Source organism: Spirosoma spitsbergense DSM 19989, from assembly GCF_000374085.1.
In the GTDB taxonomy this organism is placed as follows: Bacteria; Bacteroidota; Bacteroidia; order Cytophagales; family Spirosomataceae; genus Spirosoma; species Spirosoma spitsbergense.
The window spans coordinates 92,909-113,196 of record NZ_KB893387.1 but is presented as its reverse complement, the minus strand read 5'-3'; the positions used below and the strand labels follow the sequence as shown (position 1 = coordinate 113,196).

The window sequence follows — 20,288 nt, the reverse complement described above, 5'->3', positions numbered from 1 at the left end:
GGCCGGCTATCCGACTTTAATTTACCTAACAGACGGCGGTTTATCAACGGTATAGCCACCCGATTCGTACCCAATTTCGGCACCCAATACATACAGTAAATGCTTACGGTCAATAATGACCTGCACTCCTTCTACGTTATACACTTCGTCGGAGGGGCCGGCTAGATCAAGTCCCAGTAACCAGGAGGCTCCACAGCCGCCCCCCCGCACTCCCACCCGTAAGCCATAGGCTGCCGGAATTTTATTAGCCAGTAACGTGTCCAGAATTTGCTGACGTGCTTCGGGCCGAACGTAAACCGGATTATCAATTGTCAACATAAAGCAGTAGTAACCCTTTTTTCAAAATTACCCATTTTACGGATAACGTTCCTTCTTTCTATGGACTTACTGAGTGATTTTCTGAAACTGATTGTGCCCGCCGGATTAGTCCTGTACGGCATGTACCTGACCGTTAAGTTACTACTGGAACGGGAAGCCGGCCGCCATCGCTTCGATGTGCAGGCTCGCTATACTGAAACGGTTGTACCCATCCGGCTACAGGCATACGAACGAATGGTTCTGTTTCTGGAGCGCATTAGCCCCAACAATTTATTACTGCGGCTCGGGGGCAGTTCCACTACAGTGCTGGAGTTTCAACAACGGTTATTGCAGGAAATCCGGGATGAATATAACCATAACCTATCGCAGCAGGTATACATGAGTCAGGCCGTTTGGGATCAGATTCAGGCCGCCATGAACGATGTCATGATGCTCATCAATCAGGCATCGGGCGATACCCGTCCTGATGCCCCCGCCCTCGACCTCTCGAAGCGAATCTTCGAACGGATTATTCAGCTGGATAAACAACCCACCTCTATGGCGCTTAAAACACTCAAGGAAGAGATTCAGGCGATGTTTATGTGAAATCAGCCAATGAACAGCTACGCCTGATTTGGTGAGTAGGTCAGTGACTGATGGGCCGGGTTGATAGCACAGTTGATACGAGTGGCCAGGAATGGCTGCCTGGTTTGGTCAGAGTCGATAGGGTGCTGGGTGGCCCGTGCGATTCCCCGGCCGTTTTTTCAGGTTCTATCTGCCTGCTACGTTTTTATTTTAGCAGACAGGTGCTAACGTGACAACATCGAACCAATAAGCCAGTAATACCTGAAATTGCCTTTCCCAACCTTCCAGGGTAGATGGTTTAGAAATAAACGAGTTAGCCCCTAAATCATAAACCTGCTGAATATAATGTTCAGTCTGTTGATTACTCAGAATAATGACTGGTAGTCGGGGGTACATTTTTTTGACCTGTTTGAGAAACGCCAGACCTCTCTCTGGATCAGGCAAAAAGAGATCCAGCAAAACCAATTTCGGAAATGGATTTTTACTGGTTGTATCTTTTTCCAGATGACTTAATGCCGACAAAGAATCCGTAGCAAAAACAGGATTCACCTGAAATTTATTTACTTTACAACTGTACCCAACCAGTAAATGATGATCAGGATTTGGTTCTACAACTAAGATTGAAAGTGGTTGATAGTTAGGCATAAAATCAAGCTGAAACTATGGCCAGGTATACCATAGCCTGAAAGAGTTAATTCCTCAATGAGCATCGGCCCAAAACTTACCAAAAGGTAAGAATAAAAGGCAATTAACGGTTAAACAAAAATAGCAAAAATCGTTAATGATTCTGTAATAAAGTTAAAGAGATTAGTCCTCAGCCAATGAACTATATTGACTACCTGAAAACTAACCCAGCTTATAAATTCAATTTATTCCGCATAAAACGTATGGCCAGAGAAGTATAAAGAACTAAAGCACCCGTTTCCAGGAAAGCCTCCAAATGACTCTCCTGATAGATTCCCTCCTCCATATCCTGCACCCAGTCAATCAGGGCCAGACAGAATCCTGTGAAAGAAGCCAGACCACCAATAATTGAAATGACGACGAACAGTAATTGACGCATCGCTAAATAATTACGGATGAGAAAGAATAGAGTAGGTTTGCAGAACAAACAAATTAAGTTTTGGACAGCAACCCTGCCGGATAGTTTAACAGGGTAGTCGTGTTTTTCTAAATCAAGCAACTATTTTTTATACTATCCCCCATCAGTTAAAATTTCCCAGGAGAAAACAGTCTGTTTTTCTCAGTCAGCAGAATAAAAATAAGGCCCCTTTCAGAGAAAGAAACCTTATCAATTAATAGGTGTTAAATTGGTTTTGTTAATTAGGTAGTGAATGTGGTTTTAAACGTCAAATTTACTGTTGATTGTAGAATCGATCAACGGTAATAACTCATTACATTCAAAAAGGTTTGACTAATTATACCTACTGAAAATTACTTAAACACCGTGGTAAAAAGCCGGATAATGCCCCTCCAAACGTTCAGATTCGTTCGTCCTTCATTGTTCAGATAGCCGTCTTTTCTGATTTTTCACTAAAGGCAAATCCATACCCCTTTCCCCGAATGCTGACACCGATTTTTTTCGGCCGGACTACCGGTTGCGGATTGGGCGCGGCAGTAGACTTATACTGGCCCTGATAAATTCTGTTAGGAGCCTGCTGGGATGATTCGGTTTATCGGCACACCGAATTTGCAAGTTTAGTGTGCACTTATTCCCAAATTGTTCCGGGCGATTATTGCCTTTCCTGCTCCATCTTCCGCATTGCATCCCGTGCAATCTCCATCATTACCCGCAAACGGGTTGCCTGGTTAGGTATGTTTTTTGTACGCCCCCGGTTTGCTGGTTGATTCTCGGAGGTGAACTCGAGAGACTAATGGAAAAAATAGGGCTCACCTGATGCAGGCTATACAGTAAATCCCTGTGAATAGCTGCCTATCAACTTACATCAACGCTATTCAAACTGTGTCAGTAAGACAGGGTTTTGCGGATACTGAAATAGCCACCCGATGAATTGTTCAATAATTGACCCGTATCCAGCGCCAGAGCCGTCTGGAGATGAACCTGTCCCAGGGCGGGCATCTGTACGGGAGCCGTCAGTTGAAGTAAGCCTGAAAACTGGTTGATCCCAGCGGGATAAGGAATTTCATAGGTACCAAAATTCTGGCTATAAGATAATTTGGTTAGCCACTGTACCTGCCTGACAACCCGACCCGATACGCCAACATGCCACAAGGACACCCTATTGTTGGCAATAGGATAGCCACGGGGTAAGGTCGTATTCACCTCTGTCTGGGGAGTCAGAAAGGGTGTGCCAATTACCCGGCTGTTATATTGCCATCCATCAATGTACTGCTCATTATTAAAATAATTGACTTTACCACGGCCATAAGGATCATTTTCAATGAACCCCGGCCCGCCCTGATTTTTTGTGTAGAGCCATTCCAGAACGGCTCCATCCAGCGTGAGCCACCCCTTGCCAGGTCGATGCCGCCGGAAACTAAGCCCGCTGAGTCCATCAGCCAGGGTTGTCATATGAAACAATGCACCCGTTTCGTAAGGGTTCTGACGATATAACATGAACCTACCCAGTGGCAACGTAATCGAAGTGCCAATGTCTACCGAGCCCAGGTGATTGCCAATGCGGTTCGTCCCGTCAAAGAAAGAAACATTTGGATCCGTTTCCAGCGAAGAAGCGGTTTGTGCCGTAACCGCATAAAAATAGGCCTTTAATGAGGAAGGTAAGGCCCCGTTATTTGACACCCCATTGTCTAATACCGACGAATAGCCTCCCCATACGACCTGATGGTTGATTCCGCCGTAGAGTTTTACGGCCCATTTGGGCTTACCAAGCTGTACATACAGAGCTGCCTGGTGTAAACGGGTGTCTATAACTTGCTTGTTGGCATTTTCGAACCAGCCATGGTTGTACAGGGCATTGAACGAAATAAGTCCCTTTGTAAAGGGTATCGGGACATAGCCGAGCGTGCCAAGTTGCACTTTGGGGATAGGCAGTGCATTCCCTGACCAGGCGTAGGAACCCGATGTAAGGGCCGTATCGACCAGACCGATTCGATCACGCCGACGACCGGCATAAAGTTCGAATCGCCCCAACCTGGCTTTTAGATAGGCTTGGGGTAGTAAGAACTGACTCTGCTGCCCTGCATTTCCAACCATCTCCAGCCCATACCCCCAGTCTACTTTTTTGGGTTTAGTTAAACTATCGGCTGAATTTACCTGTCGGTATCCCCTGAAAAAACCTACCCGTACTGACCCCGTTGACCCCGCTAATGGGACAATTCCCGACTGATTGGCCCGCAACCAAAAGGGCATTGTTCCGCTCACAACGAAACCTCCGGCTTCTACATAAACCTGTTTGAATTTACCGGACCGACTGGTAGACTGAGCCTGTACGAGTTCCGAAAAAAACAGCACTAACCCCAGCACCAGAAACGATACATAAGGATTTATCAATTTGGTTATTTTGTTTCTGCTGATCGGGTAAATTATTGTCATAGAGGTCAATTTATTAGGTTTTTCCGTTGGTTATCAGAGCTTTTACTGGCGGTCAGAAAATCAGTCCAGCCTACAGATGCACGTTATTTCTTGTGAAACGTACGGCTAAATAAGTATACAATACTAAGGTTAAAGTTTCAAAAACAAGCTCCGAATAGTTTTCCTTGTAGACACCCTCACCGATATCCTGTATCCAATCCATCAAGATCATATAGTAGCCAACAATAGAGAGTAGACTACCAAATATTAACATAATAATGATTAACGCCTGACGCATCGCTGAGTGATTATTATTGAAATTGTTGAGAAGGATAGATCATACCTGTAAGTAGACAGACAAACTAGGTTTTGACAAAAATCCTGCCAAACGGTTTAGATGAGTATTGGTAAATACATGAACTATGACGTTGTTTTTTCATGGCAGGTCAAACGGCTAAACGTATTCTACTAGTTTCAACTTTCTCATTTTCAATGGTTATTAAAACGAGTCCCTCTCAGTGAAAGGGACTCGTTTTATTTATCAGGTAGTGAATGAATTTTATTAAGTGGACAATGAATAGGAAATCAATCGTCAAACTGATTTTTAAGTATATAGCTCAACCGGCTACTGTCAAAAAGGTTTAGTTAATTCTACGGACTGAAATATACTTAATCTTCAGATTTGGTAGAATATTGTCAGGTAATTGCCCTTCCGATATCGCCGTTCTACACTCCGTTAATTAGTCCGTGAAACCCATTTGCATTGCCTGTCAAAACATGTAAGATCAAAATATCCCCCCTGAATTTTGGCACCGTTTTTTTGGCCAGGCTGACGGTTAATCAGTGAACCAATGGTAGAGAATTAATCCCCCCCTCCCCCTCTCTCCAAACTATACCTGAATAAATCAGCCAGAGATTTGCCCGCAATCATTATCTTTTGGGCGTATTTGCTTTTGGGCGTATTTACCTTTGTCTTTTTTGATCACACCTGTTCTTACTTTCTTCTTTTTGTGACCTATTCCGAATTTGAAGCCCGCTGGAAACCGGCGGGTGGTGCCGAACGCGCCAACTATGGTCTGTTCCTGCAAGACCTTTGCACCCTCATTGGCGCACCCAGTCCTGACCCCACTACCGACAACCCCGCTCAGGATGCCTACGTGCTGGAACGGGCGGTTGAATTTAACGACAACGGCAAACGTAGTACCGGGCGTATTGACCTCTACAAACGCGGCTGTTTTGTGCTGGAAACCAAACAGGGGACTGAAACCCCCGACCAACAAAAGGCACTGGAACGGGCTGAACTTGGATTGCCGCCCGAAAAACGCCGGAAAAGGCACGCCGTACGCGGCACAACCAAATGGCAACAGATGATGCAGACCGCCCGCCAACAGGCATTAAGCTACGTGCGGGCATTGCCAGCCGGAACGCCGGACCACGACGAACCCCGGCCCCTGTTTGTGCTGGTGGCTGACGTTGGCTACTGCATTGACGTGTACAGCAACTTTTCGGGGGTGGGTGATCAGTTTGTACCATTTCCGGATCAAACCCGTTACCGGCTCCCCCTATCGAAACTGGCGGAGGAAGAAACGCGGGCCATGCTGCGGCTCATTTTTACCGACCCCCGCGAACTGGACTCCAGCCGACGAGCCGCCCGCGTAACGCGTGAACTGGCGGGCTATTTAGCGAACCTATCCGCGCAATTAGAAAGGGCAGGACATACGCCCGATCTGGTGGCCCAGTTCCTGATGCGGTGCCTGTTTACCATGTTTTCGGAAGATGTGGGCCTGATACCCAAAACCTCCTTTACGGGTCTGTTACGCGAATACTCAAAACCGGAACTACGCGAATTTTTGCCCGATGCCTTAGAAAATCTCTGGCATACGATGGATACGGGCGGGTTTTCTTCCGAACTGAAGGCCCGGCTACGAAAGTTTAACGGCAAACTGTTTCACGATGCCCGGGCGTTGCCGTTGACCGCTGATCAGATAGCCTTGTTGCTCAAATCGGCAGAATCGGACTGGACCGCCGTAGAACCGGCCATTTTTGGCACCTTGCTGGAACGGGCGCTGGCCCCCCGCGAACGGCATAGCCTGGGTGCCCACTACACCCCGCGCCGGTATGTGGAGCGGTTGGTACTGCCTACGGTGCTGGAACCCCTGCGCCGGGAATGGGCGGCTGCGCAGGCTGCGGCCGCACAACTGTTGGAGGAAGGAAAAGAGAAACCAGCCCGACCGAACGCGGCCCGTGCCGAACTGGAACGGTTCTTACGTCGGCTGACGACCATCAAAATTCTGGACCCGGCCTGTGGTTCGGGCAATTTCCTGTATGTAACGCTGGAACACCTCAAACGCCTGGAGGGTGAAGTATTGGCGGCTATCAACTCCTACGGCGGAACGGGTTTGCTCAACCTCAGCGGAGGTACGACCATTTCACCCCGGCAACTGTTGGGGCTGGAACTGAACCCCCGGGCGGCTGCTATTGCCGATGTGGTGCTGAAAATTGGTTATCTGCAATGGCACCTGCGCACCCACGGCGAAAGTGAATTACCCGAACCGCTGTTAGACGAATACGAGAACATACGCCAACAGGATGCCGTATTGCAACACGGCCCGCCTGTTCCGCGTTTGGACACCAGCGGGCAACCCGTTACACGGTGGGATGGGGTAACGACCAAATTACACTCGGCAACCGGCCAACCCGTACCTGACGAAACCGCCCAAACGACCGTTTACGACTACCCAAACCCGCAACCCGCCGAATGGCCGCAAGCTGATTTTATTGTTGGCAACCCGCCGTTTGTTGGAAGTAAACGAATGAAGGAATCATTGGGAGATGGGTACGTAGAAGCATTACGTGTAGCATACTTTGGTCATATCCCAGACTCTGTTGATTTAGTTATGTATTGGTGGTACAAGGCTGCAAAGACGTTAGTACAAGGCGAATCAGAGCGTTTTGGATTCATAACAACCAACTCTATCACTCAGACGTACAATCGACGTATTGTTCAAGAATACATTGAGGGTAACAGAAATAAAGCGTCTCTAGTATTCGCAATTCCAGATCATCCTTGGGTAGATAATTTAGATGGAGCTGCTGTAAGAGTTGCTATGACAGTAGGGGAACGACGGAGTAACGGAGTGGTCAACGGTAGTCTACTAACGGTAAAATCTGAAAGTGTACCAATTGGAGAGGATGCCGCCGAAGTATCATTTGTCACGCAACAAGGCACAATCTTATCTGATTTGACAATCGGTGCTGAACTTGACTCTACTAGGTCGCTAAAAGCTAATGAGGGTTTATCTAACAGGGGGATGCAACTGTACGGATCAGGGTTTATTTTAAACGAAGTAGAATCAGATGACATCTTGCAAAAAGACCCTGCAAGCGTAGCGGTAATTAAGGATTATCTAAACGGTAAGGACTTTACCGGAAATAGTCGAGGTGCAAAAATTATTGACCTTTTTGGTTTGTCTGATGCCGAAGCCCTACAACGATATCCAATTGTTTACCAGCACGTTCTTGAACGAGTAAAGCCAGAACGGGACACAAGTAAAGAGCCTAACGTCAAAAAGAAGTGGTGGCTACACGGTCGCACGAGAGACGATTTAAGAGCAGCTATCAAACCGACTAAACGCTATATAGCCACAGTTGAAACGGCTAAACACCGGGTATTTCAATTCCTAGATTCAAATATTATTCCTGACAACATGTTAGTGGCAATCGCCTTGGATGACTCTTATCATCTTGGCGTCTTATCGAGCAATATTCATGTAGTTTGGGCATTAGCGGCTGGTGGTGATTTGGGCGGCAATACACCTCGATATAACAAAACCCGATGTTTCGACCCGTTTCCTTTCCCCGATGCCACACCGCAACAGCAGGAACGCATTCGTGAACTGGCAGAACAATTAGACGCACACCGTAAACGCCAACAGGCCGCACACTCTACCCTGACCCTTACGGACCTCTACAACGTCGTTGAAAAGTTGCGCGGGAGCGAACCGTTGAACGCCAAAGACCAAACAATCAACCAACAGGGGTTGGCGTCGGTGGTGCTCAGTCTGCACCAACAGATAGACGCGGCCGTTGCCGATGCCTACGGATGGCCGGATGGCCTGCCCGACCGTAGCGACGGACCGAGCGAAATACTAACCCGCCTTGTTCAGCTAAACCACAAACGAGCCGCGGAGGAAGCCGCCGGACAAATCCGGTATTTGCGCCCCGAATATCAGCGGTCCGGCGTTCCGGCACCCGGCCGGAACGCCGGACCGCAACAGCAGTTGGATCTTGGTCTGACAACCACAGCAACCAAAACCAGTGCCCCCGATGCGGTAAACGGTCTGGCGTTCAAACAGGAATGGCCAAAAGAGTTAGCCCAACAGATGCAGGCCGTTCGGGATACGGTGCAGCAGTCGGGTGTTCCGCTCAGTACCAAACAGGTTGCCGCCTTTTTTGCGAAAACACCCCCCGGCAAAGTACAGCCCCTACTGGATACCTTAGCCGCCCTCGCCCTCCTGCGCCAAACCGCCGACGGAACCTACGCGGTGTAGTTCACTGGTTTTTTGTCATTCTGAGGAACGAAGAATCTTCGGGTAAGTCCGTTTTTTTTGCTCTTGGCGAAGATTCTTCGTTCCTCAGAATGACAAAAAAGACAGCAAATTAATTTTGCTCGATTACCTACACTGTCAGGGTTTTCTCATAAAACGTTAGAACCTCGTAGAGGTGACATCTGTGTAGGTAATAACCCCGCATCTCCCTCCAAGAACTCCGTAGGAGTGGTATCTTAACGTAGAGATGTCACTCCTACGGAGTTCTCCGGGACCGTATATGCCCAATTCTACAAGGATTACATTCCTACGGGATTTTATAAGAAAGCCCTGCCTACACTGTGAATACGGGGTTAGTTTTTGCCCCGTACTCACAGTATAGTATCAACTCAAACCGGATGCCTTTCCCGACGTTGGGGATATGTCATCTGCTATCGCTCACAGCTGAAACAGCTACGTAGATAGACTGCCTTTCAGCACAACGGGATTCGAGCCAACTACCGTTTAATAAAATAAACGAATAACTATTGCCCTATTTTATGGCATTATTGTTATAGAGATAGTCTTTTTTAGCGCACGCGACTGTAGCCTCCCGGCGTAGTCGTGTCTCAGCATTGTCGGCCAGTACAGTACGTTGTTTTGACCTTATTCTCCGTTAGGTCAATTTAGCCAGGCACTGATCAGTTATCCACATGCTGACCTGATAACACGTCAGACTAGATTACTTTTCGGTGTTTACTGCGTGTGTAAGTCAGGTGTAGTTACCCTAAAAATCCATCCCTTTTATGAAAACTTTTCTATCAATCCGTCCCCTTGGCGGTCGAAATTCCTATTTATCCGGTAAGCTGGTCAGCGTGGGTGTATCTCCCGGCTGGTGGCTGGTTTGTTTGCTCCTAACCGGCCTCAGCACAGTGGGCCGGGGGCAGTGTTTCAATGCTACAGCCGTACCCTCGGGCGGTAGTTTCCCCCATTCGGTGGCGGTGGGTGACTTTAATGGCGATGGCCGGGCTGACCTGGCCACGCCGAACGCGGGTTCTAACAACGTCTCGGTACTGCTGGGTAATGGCAGTGGCGGATTTGGCGTACCCACTAGCTTTGCGGTCGGCGATGACCCTGAATCCATAGCCACGGGTGACTTTAACGGCGATGGCCGGGTTGACCTGGCTGTGGCAAACGTGCGTTCTAACAACGTTTCGGTATTGCTGGGTAATGGCAGTGGCGGATTTGGAGCCGCGGCTAATTTTGCGGTCGGTACCGGTCCCCAATCGGTGGCAGTGGGCGACTTCAACGGCGATGGCCGGGCTGACCTGGCTGTCGCCATCCTTAATTCTGACTACGTTTCGGTGCTGCTGGGTACGGGTAGTGGAAGCTTTGGCGCACCGACTAACTTTCCCGTCGGCACGAAACCCTATTCGGTCGTGGTAGGCGACTTCAACGGCGATGGCCGGGCTGACCTGGTCACGCCAAATTCGGGTTCTAATAACGTCTCGGTACTGCTGGGTACGGGTAGTGGGAGCTTTGGAGCACCCACTAACTTTCCCGTCGGTAGTGATCCCACTTCTGTCGCGGTGGGTGATTTCAACGGCGATGGTCGGGCTGACCTGGCGACCGCGAACTTTAATGGTAACGATGTTTCGGTACTGCTGGGTACGGGTAGTGGAGGCTTTGGGGCACCCACTAAATTCCCCATCGGTAGTTTTTCCTATTCGGTGGCGGTGGGTGACTTCAACGGCGATGGCCGGACTGACCTGGCTGTCGCCAAAACGGGGTCTGGCAACGTTTCGGTACTGTTGGGTACTGGCAGTGGAGGCTTTGGGGCACCCACTAACTTTGCGGTCGGTACTGATCCTTTTCAGGTAATGGTGGGCAACTTCAACGGCGATGGCCGACCCGACCTGGCGACTGCGAACCTTAATTCTAACAACCTCTCGATACTGATCAACTGCGCCCCGCCTGCTGCCTTTGCCATTGCGAGCGTGACCCCGGTACGCTGTGCGACGGTAACGACCACGGAGCGGCAGTTTACCTTCACCCCCGAGTACGCCGGCCTGAACGGCCAGCCCGTCAGTTTCTCGGTAATCAACGAGATGCTGCCCACCACCAACCCCGGCCCCTACACCCTGCGTCTGTACACCGACAACCCCATTATCAGGCTCAGGGCTACGCAGGGCGGCACACCGGATGGGGCCAGTGTCGACTACAACTGGCTGGCCGTTTGCCAGGCCGGTTTCACCCCACCAGCGCCCTTCGCTATCACGGGCGTAACATCAGTGAACTGTACTGCGGTAACGGCCACCGAGCGCCGGTTGACCTTTGCCCCTCAGTACGCCGGTGTAAGCGGCCAGCCCATCAGCTTCTCGGTGATCAATGAGATGCTGCCCACCACCAACCCCGGCCCCTACACCCTGCATTTGTACACCGACAATCCCATCATCAGGCTCAGGGCCACGCAGAGTGGCACATCGGGTGAGGCCAGTTTCAACTACAACTGGCTAGCCAACTGCATGGGCATTGGTGTTGCCCGGCTGGGTGCGAGCCAGGAACCGACAGCCGGACTACAGGTGAAGCTACTGGGTAACCCGGCACATCAGGTTGTCGAGGTGGAGGTAACCGGTAGTGAAAACACACCCCTGTACCTGTCGCTGACTGACGTGAAGGGGCACCTTGTTGATCTAAGACGCACGGAGCGGGCGGGTGCGAGTGAGCATTATCGGTTCGATGTATCGAACCTGGCCCCAGGCATCCTATTGCTGCGAGCCAGTAGCCAGGGCCAATCACAAACCGTCAGGGTGCTGAAAGTGAATTAATACCCCTATTACTCAACCAGTCAACAGGCCCTGGCTACCAGTCGGGGCCTGTTGACTGGTTGACGGATTTACGTTGGTTTACCACCTTATTTTCAACAAAATACAATCAACAAAAAAAGGCTAACCAGTTGATTTTGAGCGTATTTAACGCAAATCCTGATTAGCCTTTATTTATAAAAAGTGATCCCGATTGGATTCGAACCAATGACCGCCTTCTTAGAAGGAAGATGCTCTATCCAGCTGAGCTACGGGACCCGTTCAATGTCGCAAAAGTACGCGGATTCGTACCGTTATGCAAAACCTGACGGGTCAATTTCGTTCTTTTAAACTGCCGGACGACCTAAACCACCCATAACCTTAACGGCTCTCCGGCAGTTAACCAGGTGTAAATCCATTAACCCAATAGCAAACAATGAGTAGTCAATCCGAGAAACTGAAAGTTATTTTTTTTGAGCCGGCATCTGATAATAAGCCTGGCCGGGTAGTGGCTGATGGCTATTTTAGCTTTGTACCCACCTTTAAGGAGGGGGAGAGCATCAATATGACACTGACCCGAAAAGAAGCGGCAACGACGCCGATACATGATCCTATCGGGCATAAAACCCACCGTATCATAAAAACAGACTGGGTTCTGATGATTGATCCCCGCACAAAAGAAGCCCTGGCAACGCTGGTTGTATCGGTTGAGAAGATCGATATGATCAACAAAGTTGATGACGTGTCGGCCGCCGTTACCACGCCTTCTTAGTCATTATAATAACCAGATAATTTTTTTAAATTCATCTGTGACGCACCGAAAAATATGGGTCCTAATAGTACTTTATCCAGTAAAGCTAACCCATAAATTAAGCAATAGAAGCTCCCCATATTGAGGAGCTTCTATTGTTTTGGGTAAAACTCAACTCTGTTCGGTCGGTCGCGTGTAATCTATGATTACCCGGTCCTGCTTTTTGATTAACTTTGAGTTAGGCAACAGACTTTTACTATACGCAGCGCTAATCCCTTTCTATGAAAGTTGTCTTTCTTTCCTGGCTGATCAGTTTGGCCACGCTGCCAGCATTGTCTCAGTCCATACCCTCTAAAGTTTACAACTGGAATCAATCATCCGTTGTGAAACAGGCTGGCTTTGAGGATAAAACTATACTGGAAGGCACTACCCGTGATTTTGCCAATTTATCCGTTCACGCCATTACCCTGTTTGCTCATCAGCCTTCGCAGCCTGAGCAGCAGTTAGACGAAGAAGCCCTGATTATCGTTAAAGCAGGCGCATTGACCCTACAGCTGGGTAACCGGAATAAAACACTGGGCCCCGGCAGTATCGTGGTCATTATGCCGGGCGATTCATACCGCCTGGATAATAAAACAACCGAACCGCTTACCTACTACATTATGCGGTACACCTCGAATGAAGTGCCCGATTTAGACCTGTACCGGCTGGCGGGTGGTTCATTCTGGGTTGACTGGGAAGAAGTACCGTTCACCCCGCACGACAAAGGAGGTATCCGCCGGATGTTTGACTACGGAACCGTGATGACAAAACGGTTTGAGATGCACGTCACAACCCTCAATCCCGGTATGCAGAGTCATCCGCCCCACACACACCGGGCCGCCGAAATTCTGCTTATGGTTGACAACAGCGCCCAGGAAAGCATCAATGGAGCGTTGCAGACGGCAACAACGGGCGATGTTATTTTTCTGGAATCCAATGTACCGCATAACATTCAAAACGTTGGTCAGCGTAGTTGCACCTACTTTGCCTTTCAGTTCGAGTAAGCGAAGCACCACGGGCTATTGTATTGAAAAACGGTAACTCTTAACGTATCTACGCTACATGAAGACTGAGCAACCAAAAACGAGGGTCGAAAAATCCTCGTTTTTGTACACACCTGAAAGTCAAAAAAGTGGCTGTCGAACGCCTTTGGCGTATTCTCCTTCTATTTGCTAAAAGAAGCTACACAAGTCGTAACCAATGGGTACGAGGGTATACGTTAAGGGTTTATGTACGAGGCAGCAGAACAATCCAGGTGTATAAGTGATTAAATTGATTTCGCGTAATACCAAACATTACCGAACCCTGGTTTGTCTTTACTAATAGCTTTACCAACTTATAGGAACAACGTCATGGATGATTTTTTTCGCTTTATCGCTAGCCCGGCCGGGCGGGGTGTTCGGATTGCTGTCGGCTTCACGCTGGTAGCTACGGGTTTAGCCAAGTCTGATAAATTAAACTGGGGGACATTGGGCATGGTGCCTTTGGCGGCTGGTTTATTTGACTGGTGTGTATTGGGGCCCTTCACGGGTAAACCCTTTGAGGGTGAAGAATTACGCCGGACATTAGACCGCCCGAATAGCTGAGTCTCCACAACGCTCATCGTTGCGATTGACAGAACTTTTTTCTGAATTTACTTCGTGATGTAGAGCAGTCCCTACTCACAAATCAGCTATTCACCAACGAGTTCCATTATAGAGGAAGGTACACACTAAAAGTGGCCCCCTGGCCCGGCTGGCTACTGGCCGTAAGGGCCCCTCCGTGATTGACCGCTACTTTCTCACAAATAGCCAGACCGATACCCGTGCCAGCGTAGTGATCTTTTGTGTGCAGGCGCTGGAAAATCTGGAAGATGCGATTCAGGTATTTTTCATCAAAGCCTATGCCATTATCCACCACATCAATCCGATAGTATTGGGTAGATGATAGCATAGGCTTTACGTCAACAGGCAAATCAGAGGCTGGCACCTGACTGGAACGGATAACAATCCGGGGAACCACCTCCGCCCGACGAAACTTCAACGCGTTGCTCAACAGGTTTTGAAACAACTGATCTAACTGGCTCTCATTAGCCGGAATAAACAATCACCGGCCAAATCAGTATACCGGGACTTTAACAGATCGCCAAACTGCTGAATTTTACGCAGCGGTTCCTGTAAATCATGGCTGGCGATGTAGGCAAATTTTTCCAGATTGTCATTCGACTGTATCAGTAAGTCATTTGACTCAATAAGTTCTTCGTTGGAGACCGCCAGTTCTTCGTTAACACTGGCTAGTTCTTCATTCGTGGCCATTAGTTCTTCATTGGTGGCCGCCAGTTCTTCCGTTCGCTGCTGCACCTGTAGATCCAGATCCCGGGATAAATGCCGGTAACGTACTTCGCTTTCCTCTACTTTCTGGCGGGCTACCACCAGGTCGGTCACTTCTGCGGCCGTATTCATTACGCCATAAACCTGCCCCCCGGCATTGAAGAGGGGGGTAAAACTATAATTGAAATAGTAAGGCTGCAATCGTCCATCGAAAACGATATCAACCCGCTGATAACGGGCATGGTAGGGAATACCCGTTGTAAGAACGCCCGTTATCTGCTCGAAGATTTGCTGATTGTTCAGTTCCGGCAGGATCTCTTTGCAGCTTTTACCGATGACATCATTACCCTTGCCAAAAACGTCTATGATCGACTGATTTGCCAGTTGAATGCGCATCTGCGGTCCAATGTAAACCCCGATCGGGAAGGGGGCACCCTCCACCACACTACGCAGCTGGGCTTCACTCTCCTCCACGGCCCGGCGCGATTGCACCTGTTGGGTAACATTGGTTGCCACGACCAATAGGCTGCTCACCTTCTCGTTGGTTTCCCACTGGGGTTGATAAGTCAGGTCCACGTAGATAGTTTCCAGGCTATTCTCTCGGGCAATGGTAACGACTACCTCCTTGGCTATGAAAGGCTTACCCGTTGCAATTACTTCCTGTAGCAGCCCATCAAAGCCCTGCCCCGCCAGTTCAGGCAGTGCCTCCAGGAAGGGTTTACCCACGAGTTGCCCGGGCGACCGCCCCATCAGCTGACCATAATATGGGTTGGCATTACGGAATATCAATTGGTCGGCACTTAAAATGGCAATACCAACGGGGGCCTGCTCAAAGGAACGAAGAAGCTGGCGCTGGCTATCTTCGAGTTGTTCCTGAACGGCCTGTTCTTCCTGCCGAAGGACGCTGTTTTGTTCCAGCAGTTCCTGTAATCCCTGATTTGTTGCCTTGAGTTGCTCAACACTCTCCACCGCTCTGGTAGTCTCCGAGCAGGTGACTAATATACCGTTTACCGCGCCGGTATCGTTGATGACAGGGCTGAAACTGTAAGTCCAGTAGGCGTATCCCATCTGCCCATCCCGAAAGAGAGGCAGCTTCTGGTCTTCAAACCAAACGGCCTCCCCTCCTTTCATGATACTGTCGATCATGGGACCGATAGTTGGCCAGGATTCGGCCCAGCTTTGCTCACCGGGCTGACCTAAGGAAGAAGGGTGCTTCCCATCGTTGCCTAAACTAGGCCGAAAAGCATCGTTATAAAACGTGGTTAGTTCCGCTCCCCAAAAGATAAGCATCGGGAAACGGGATGTCAGCATCATATGCAGTAGGGTACGCAGGCTGGTTGGCCACGTTCCAGGCTCACCCATGGGGGAGTTCAGCCAGTCATAGGTGCGGGTACGTTCACCCATTTCTCCGCCCCCGGCCAGGAAGGCGTATTCAGAAAAAGGTTCTTTAGTTGGCTCCTGAGTAGAGGAGGTAATATTTTCAGCCATTCAATCAGTGCAATCCTGGAGTCCTGCGTGATAAAAAAACCAATCAGTCCGTCAAAAGGCAATGTCTTCTGTGCCCTTAGGGCGTCGGCTTACTAACTAAATTCATAACTAATCTGTTGGCCATGTAGCCTTGAAATTTTACGGTATCAACCCGTTTTTTCAGCGGCCCATCGACAACACACTGGAAAATATACCCGTCTTCTGCCACAGAGCGGTATGGCTCTGTGGCAGATACGTTTCCTGTTGGCAGTGAAGTGGGATTTACACCTTCAGTTTCTCCACGTTTTTGTAGCTAATGGCAATGGACTCCAGCGGGGGCAGTTTGCATACGTCCTGCTCCACAAAGTAGTGGGTCATTCCCGACGTTTCCTTGGCGTCAAAAATGCGCTGGAAATCGATGGACCCCGTACCTACCGGCGCAAAGGCCCGTTCGGGTGTTTTTTCCATGTCTTTCACGTGCCAGAGCGGGAACCGGCCGGGGTGCTTTTTGAATAACTCCACCGGGTCCTGACCCGCGAAGGTAGCCCAGTACAAATCCAGTTCCAGTTGCACCATATCCTTGTCCGTGCCACTCAGTAGTATATCATAGGGCATCTGCCCATCTATCGCCTGAAACTCAAAATCGTGGTTATGGTAGCAGAATTGAATCCCGGCAGCCTTACAAACCTCCGCCGATTTGTTGAACAGGTCGACAAACTGCTTGTAGTCGTCCAGTTTGGTTCGCTCCTGCGGAAACAGATACGCCCAGACCATGTATTTCTGACCAATTTCGGCGGCATCGTCCACGGCCCGTTTCCACACGTCAGCCTGAGCCTGTTTGTCTTTGGCTCCCTTAAAGAGGCCGCTGTTGTAGTGCCCGCTGGGGCCAGAAAGACCCAAATCGTTCAGCAGAGCCGCGTATTCTTTGGGGGTTTTGCCAAAAAACTTGCCATCACCATACCCAAAGGCTTCTACTTCCTTGTAGCCAATATCGGCCACGTTTTTGAGCGTTCCTACGGGGTCTTTTCCCATCAAATCGCGCAGAGTGTACAATTGCAGCCCCACTTTTTTGGTCGTCTCCACTGCCGTGGCTGTGGTTGATTCCGTAGAGGATGAGGAGGAACTGTTTGAACAGGCCATCAACTGAGGCAGAAAAGTGGCTGATGCAGCCAGGGCACCAAGTTTGATAAAAGCCCGACGGGTAGTGTCTGGAGATTGATTCATAAATGCTACGTGCAGGTTATCGGCAGCGGGAAAACCCCGTGCTCTGTAGGGGGTTAAAGATAAGGCCCCGTTTCGTTTACTGTTCAGGGAGGGGCAGAACTGATGTTGTCGGGGGGAAGAGCGCTACCCGAGCATCCACCGGAGCGTTTCGGCATTACGTATGGCATTGCCTCCGCCGTCATTATTAAAATACACAAATACCTCTTTCCCCATCCGCTTCCAGTAGGTTAACTATAGTCTCAGTGTGCCAGCTGGGTTGCCGAAACTCAACCGCAACGTGCATCCAGTCGGGAACCTGATTCAGCAAATAAGCCAGTAGGTCGTAATCGCCGGGGCATCGAAGGCTGGTACTCAGTCGTCGAACTGATTTTTGATAGGTATGTACACTAATTTTTCATTTATTGCAGGTACTAGTCAACTGTCCTTATGCCTACCCACCCAGCCTCCCAGAAAAACATCGTTTACGGTACCATTACAGCCGGTGGTAACGTTCACATCGGGTGGAATCAATGACGGAAAACTACGTAAATGTTAGTGACCAGTTCAAATGGTATTCTACCATCACACGCCTTACGATATACTTTGACGAGCTGATAGCCCCATTTTTTTTACCAACCACGATAACAATTAGTGGTACCTTCGTTCGAATTTTCGTGTTGAGTTAGTATGGAAAAAGCAACTCAGTTAGATGGTATCGACGCGGCTGTAAACAAATTTGAGCCGGTAACACCAGACCATCCGTTCTACGTAAACTTTGCCAACCTGAGAGGAGATTTTCAGGAAAAGGATGTCGTGCGAATGCTGAATGTGTCGATTGCAAATGGGCAATATCGTTTCAATTACCAGCCAAACCGGTTTAACAAAACGCTGTTATTTCTGGCCGGCATGCGCGGCTCCGGCAAAACGTCCGAACTGGCGAAGTATGCACAAAAACTTCACTCGCCAAACTGCTTCTTTGTGGTCACCTGCAATGTGGACAAAGAATTAGACATGGACAATGTCGAATACATGGATATTCTGGTTTTTCAGTTGGAGAAACTACTGAAACAGGCAGAGGAAGTGGATCTATCCGTCGATGATTCCATTCTGGAAAGTATGAACCAGTGGTTTCAGGAGCGGGTAAAAGAGATTAACAACAGCCTGAAAGCAGAAGCAAACGCCGAACTGGAAGTGGGGGGCAGTGATGGTAATCCATTGTCTGTACCCGGATTGCTTGGCAAACTTCTGGGCATTACGACTAAACTGAAGTTAGGCCTCTCCGGTAGTCATGAACGGGCTTTAGCGATTCGGACAACCATCAAGAACCGCTTCCCCGACTTCTCGATTAAGTTCAACACGTTTATCGAGCAGATTAATGAGCAATTACGAAACGAGGGCAAAGGGCAGGAAGTGCTGTTTATTGTGGATGGGCTGGAAAAGACTATGAGCGCCGAAACCCGCCGGGCTATCATTATGGAAGAGTCGAATCGTATCCGGCAAATCAACGCCAATACGATTTTTACGCTGCCCATCGAGTTGATGAAAGAAGAACAGCGTATTCGGCAGTTCAGCGAGATTGTCACGTTTCCGTTTATAAAAATCAGGGAGCGGGACGGTGGTTTGGTGCACCAGGCAATTGAGCGGTTCGAGGAATTTGTTTGCAAACGGGTTGATGTTTCTCTATTCGATTCAATGGATACGGTTCACCTCGCTATCCAATACAGCGGAGGTTCTCCCCGTCAGTTACTACGCATTATCGAGCAGGCGGCCTGGCAATCGGATAGTCAGTTGGGGCAGATTACGCGTGAGAATATGGAAAAAGCGATTGACAGACTCAGCAACATGAGTGCCCGCTACCTGGAACCGGAAGATTTCGAGAAACTGAAAAGCATCAAAACGGACCTGGATACGGGCAAACCCATCGGCTTCGACAGTTCCATTCAGAGTCTGCTTGAAAAAGAAATAATTTTTGAATACAATGATGGCACGTATAAGCGCGTAAATCCGCTGGTAGAAGCCTCAAAGTTGTATCAATATCGCGTGGTTAATGAAGCCTGATGGAAGCCCAGTTTGAGGATGAGCTACGGTTGCTGGCTAATGCATTAAAACAGGAAGCCTTCCGGTTTATTCTGATCGGGCACAATCGATACAGCCTGTACAAGGATATCGCCGACTGGCTTTCGGATACCTTTGCCAAAGAGCGTCCTTTGCTGGAACTACGCCTTCGGGGAAAAGACTATCGCCAAATTGCTGACGAAATTATCAGCTTTCGAAAAGGTATTCTGCTCATTCCCGATTTCGACTGGCTGCTCCAGGGGGGAAACGAAACGGTGAGTGTTGCCTTTAACCAGCGCCGGGATGCCTTTGCCCAACTCGACATCGCGTTCGTCTGTTTCATCGAACCCGCCAGCTACCGAAAACTCCCCGAAAAAGTACCCGATTGGTGGTCGTTACGGTCTCTGGAACTAGATTTTCATCGGGTCACCGTTGAAACCGCCAATGAGTTCAGTAAACTTAGCCTTGAAGGATCGTCGTTGGGAGGAGATTCGAAGCGTGAAAAAGAAGCAGAAATTGATCGATTGACGCAGCAACTCGAAGCTTTTGATCCATCGAACAAGCCTTTACGTCAATCACTGTATTCCCAGCTTGGCTCGTTGTCGTTCGATCTTTCAGAATACGAAAAAGCACAAAGCTATTTTGAGAAGAGCCTGGGCATTGCACAGCAAATCGGCGACAAATCTGGCGAAGGTGCCACCCTCAATAACATCTCCCAAATTTACCAGGCCCGGGGCGACTATGAGACGGCCCTAA

15 protein-coding genes, 1 tRNA gene and 2 pseudogenes are annotated in these 20,288 nt (G+C 49.1%); 8 read left to right on the top strand and 10 right to left on the bottom strand.

Features of this window, described 5'->3' with window-relative positions:
• Positions 1-21: 21 nt before the first annotated feature.
• Positions 22-318: an iron-sulfur cluster assembly accessory protein gene (locus B157_RS0100495; RefSeq protein WP_020601409.1), complete on the bottom strand. Its 297-nt coding sequence runs from the start codon at positions 316-318 to the stop codon at positions 22-24.
• A 60-nt stretch (positions 319-378) separates the two neighbouring features.
• On the opposite strand from B157_RS0100495, the gene B157_RS0100490 reads away from it, so the two are divergent.
• Complete coding sequence (locus B157_RS0100490; protein WP_020601408.1) at positions 379-903, top strand: DUF7935 family protein; 525 nt, start codon at positions 379-381, stop codon at positions 901-903.
• 189 nt (positions 904-1,092) lie between these two features.
• Here the strand turns inward: B157_RS0100490 and B157_RS34085 are convergent, their stop codons facing one another.
• The 3 genes from B157_RS34085 to B157_RS0100475 all read right to left on the bottom strand — a co-directional run bounded on the left by B157_RS34085 (position 1,093) and on the right by B157_RS0100475 (position 4,396).
• Positions 1,093-1,527 (bottom strand): response regulator, encoded by a 435-nt coding sequence (locus B157_RS34085; RefSeq protein ID WP_026308381.1) that lies wholly within the window; start codon positions 1,525-1,527, stop codon positions 1,093-1,095.
• Between the two features lie 211 nt (positions 1,528-1,738).
• Positions 1,739-1,945 carry a hypothetical protein gene (locus B157_RS0100480; protein ID WP_026308380.1) on the bottom strand — a complete coding sequence of 69 codons (207 nt, stop codon included), beginning with the start codon at positions 1,943-1,945 and terminating at the stop codon, positions 1,739-1,741.
• 903 nt (positions 1,946-2,848) lie between these two features.
• Positions 2,849-4,396, bottom strand: coding sequence for a capsule assembly Wzi family protein (locus B157_RS0100475; protein WP_020601405.1), 1,548 nt, complete (start codon positions 4,394-4,396; stop codon positions 2,849-2,851).
• A 989-nt stretch (positions 4,397-5,385) separates the two neighbouring features.
• On the opposite strand from B157_RS0100475, the gene B157_RS0100465 reads away from it, so the two are divergent.
• Both B157_RS0100465 and B157_RS0100460 read left to right on the top strand, forming a co-directional pair.
• Complete coding sequence (locus B157_RS0100465) at positions 5,386-8,925, top strand: class I SAM-dependent DNA methyltransferase (protein ID WP_041951825.1); 3,540 nt, start codon at positions 5,386-5,388, stop codon at positions 8,923-8,925.
• Between the two features lie 782 nt (positions 8,926-9,707).
• A complete protein-coding gene (locus B157_RS0100460) occupies positions 9,708-11,729 on the top strand; it encodes an FG-GAP-like repeat-containing protein (RefSeq protein ID WP_020601402.1) in 2,022 nt (673 codons plus the stop codon).
• A 181-nt stretch (positions 11,730-11,910) separates the two neighbouring features.
• Here B157_RS0100460 and B157_RS0100455 read toward each other — a convergent pair.
• A tRNA-Arg gene (locus B157_RS0100455) sits at positions 11,911-11,984 on the bottom strand.
• 157 nt (positions 11,985-12,141) lie between these two features.
• On the opposite strand from B157_RS0100455, the gene B157_RS0100450 reads away from it, so the two are divergent.
• The 3 genes from B157_RS0100450 (at position 12,142) to B157_RS34080 (ending at position 14,084) form a co-directional block, all read left to right on the top strand.
• Positions 12,142-12,477, top strand: a complete 336-nt coding sequence (locus tag B157_RS0100450; RefSeq protein WP_020601401.1) for a hypothetical protein — start codon at positions 12,142-12,144, stop codon at positions 12,475-12,477.
• A 260-nt stretch (positions 12,478-12,737) separates the two neighbouring features.
• The gene (locus B157_RS0100445) at positions 12,738-13,502 is read left to right on the top strand and encodes a cupin domain-containing protein (protein WP_020601400.1); all 765 of its coding nucleotides are present in this window, start codon (positions 12,738-12,740) and stop codon (positions 13,500-13,502) included.
• Between the two features lie 348 nt (positions 13,503-13,850).
• Entirely contained in the window at positions 13,851-14,084 is a 234-nt protein-coding gene (locus B157_RS34080) for a YgaP family membrane protein (protein WP_020601399.1), read from the top strand.
• A 106-nt stretch (positions 14,085-14,190) separates the two neighbouring features.
• Here the strand turns inward: B157_RS34080 and B157_RS40355 are convergent.
• The 5 genes and pseudogenes from B157_RS40355 to B157_RS40210 form a co-directional block, all read right to left on the bottom strand.
• Positions 14,191-14,810: pseudogene (locus tag B157_RS40355) on the bottom strand (sensor histidine kinase); the annotation flags it as partial.
• 141 nt (positions 14,811-14,951) lie between these two features.
• Positions 14,952-15,875 (bottom strand): annotated as a pseudogene (locus tag B157_RS40350) (PAS domain-containing protein); the annotation flags it as partial.
• A gap of 681 nt (positions 15,876-16,556) precedes the next feature.
• On the bottom strand, positions 16,557-17,498 hold the full coding sequence (locus B157_RS0100425; protein ID WP_020601396.1) for a sugar phosphate isomerase/epimerase family protein: 942 nt from the start codon (positions 17,496-17,498) through the stop codon (positions 16,557-16,559).
• A 123-nt stretch (positions 17,499-17,621) separates the two neighbouring features.
• Positions 17,622-17,711, bottom strand: a complete 90-nt coding sequence (locus B157_RS40215; RefSeq protein ID WP_342664679.1) for a hypothetical protein — start codon at positions 17,709-17,711, stop codon at positions 17,622-17,624.
• Positions 17,683-17,853, bottom strand: a complete 171-nt coding sequence (locus B157_RS40210) for a DUF72 domain-containing protein (RefSeq protein ID WP_342664681.1) — start codon at positions 17,851-17,853, stop codon at positions 17,683-17,685. The genes B157_RS40215 and B157_RS40210 overlap by 29 nt, the downstream gene beginning before the upstream one ends.
• Before the next feature lie 311 nt (positions 17,854-18,164).
• Between B157_RS40210 and B157_RS0100420 the strand changes: the two genes are divergently transcribed.
• A complete protein-coding gene (locus B157_RS0100420) occupies positions 18,165-19,535 on the top strand; it encodes a hypothetical protein (protein WP_020601395.1) in 1,371 nt (456 codons plus the stop codon).
• Positions 19,535-20,288, top strand: a 754-nt coding sequence (locus B157_RS34075) for a tetratricopeptide repeat protein (protein WP_041951818.1), incomplete at its 3' end; no start/stop codon positions are given. The genes B157_RS0100420 and B157_RS34075, both read left to right, overlap by 1 nt.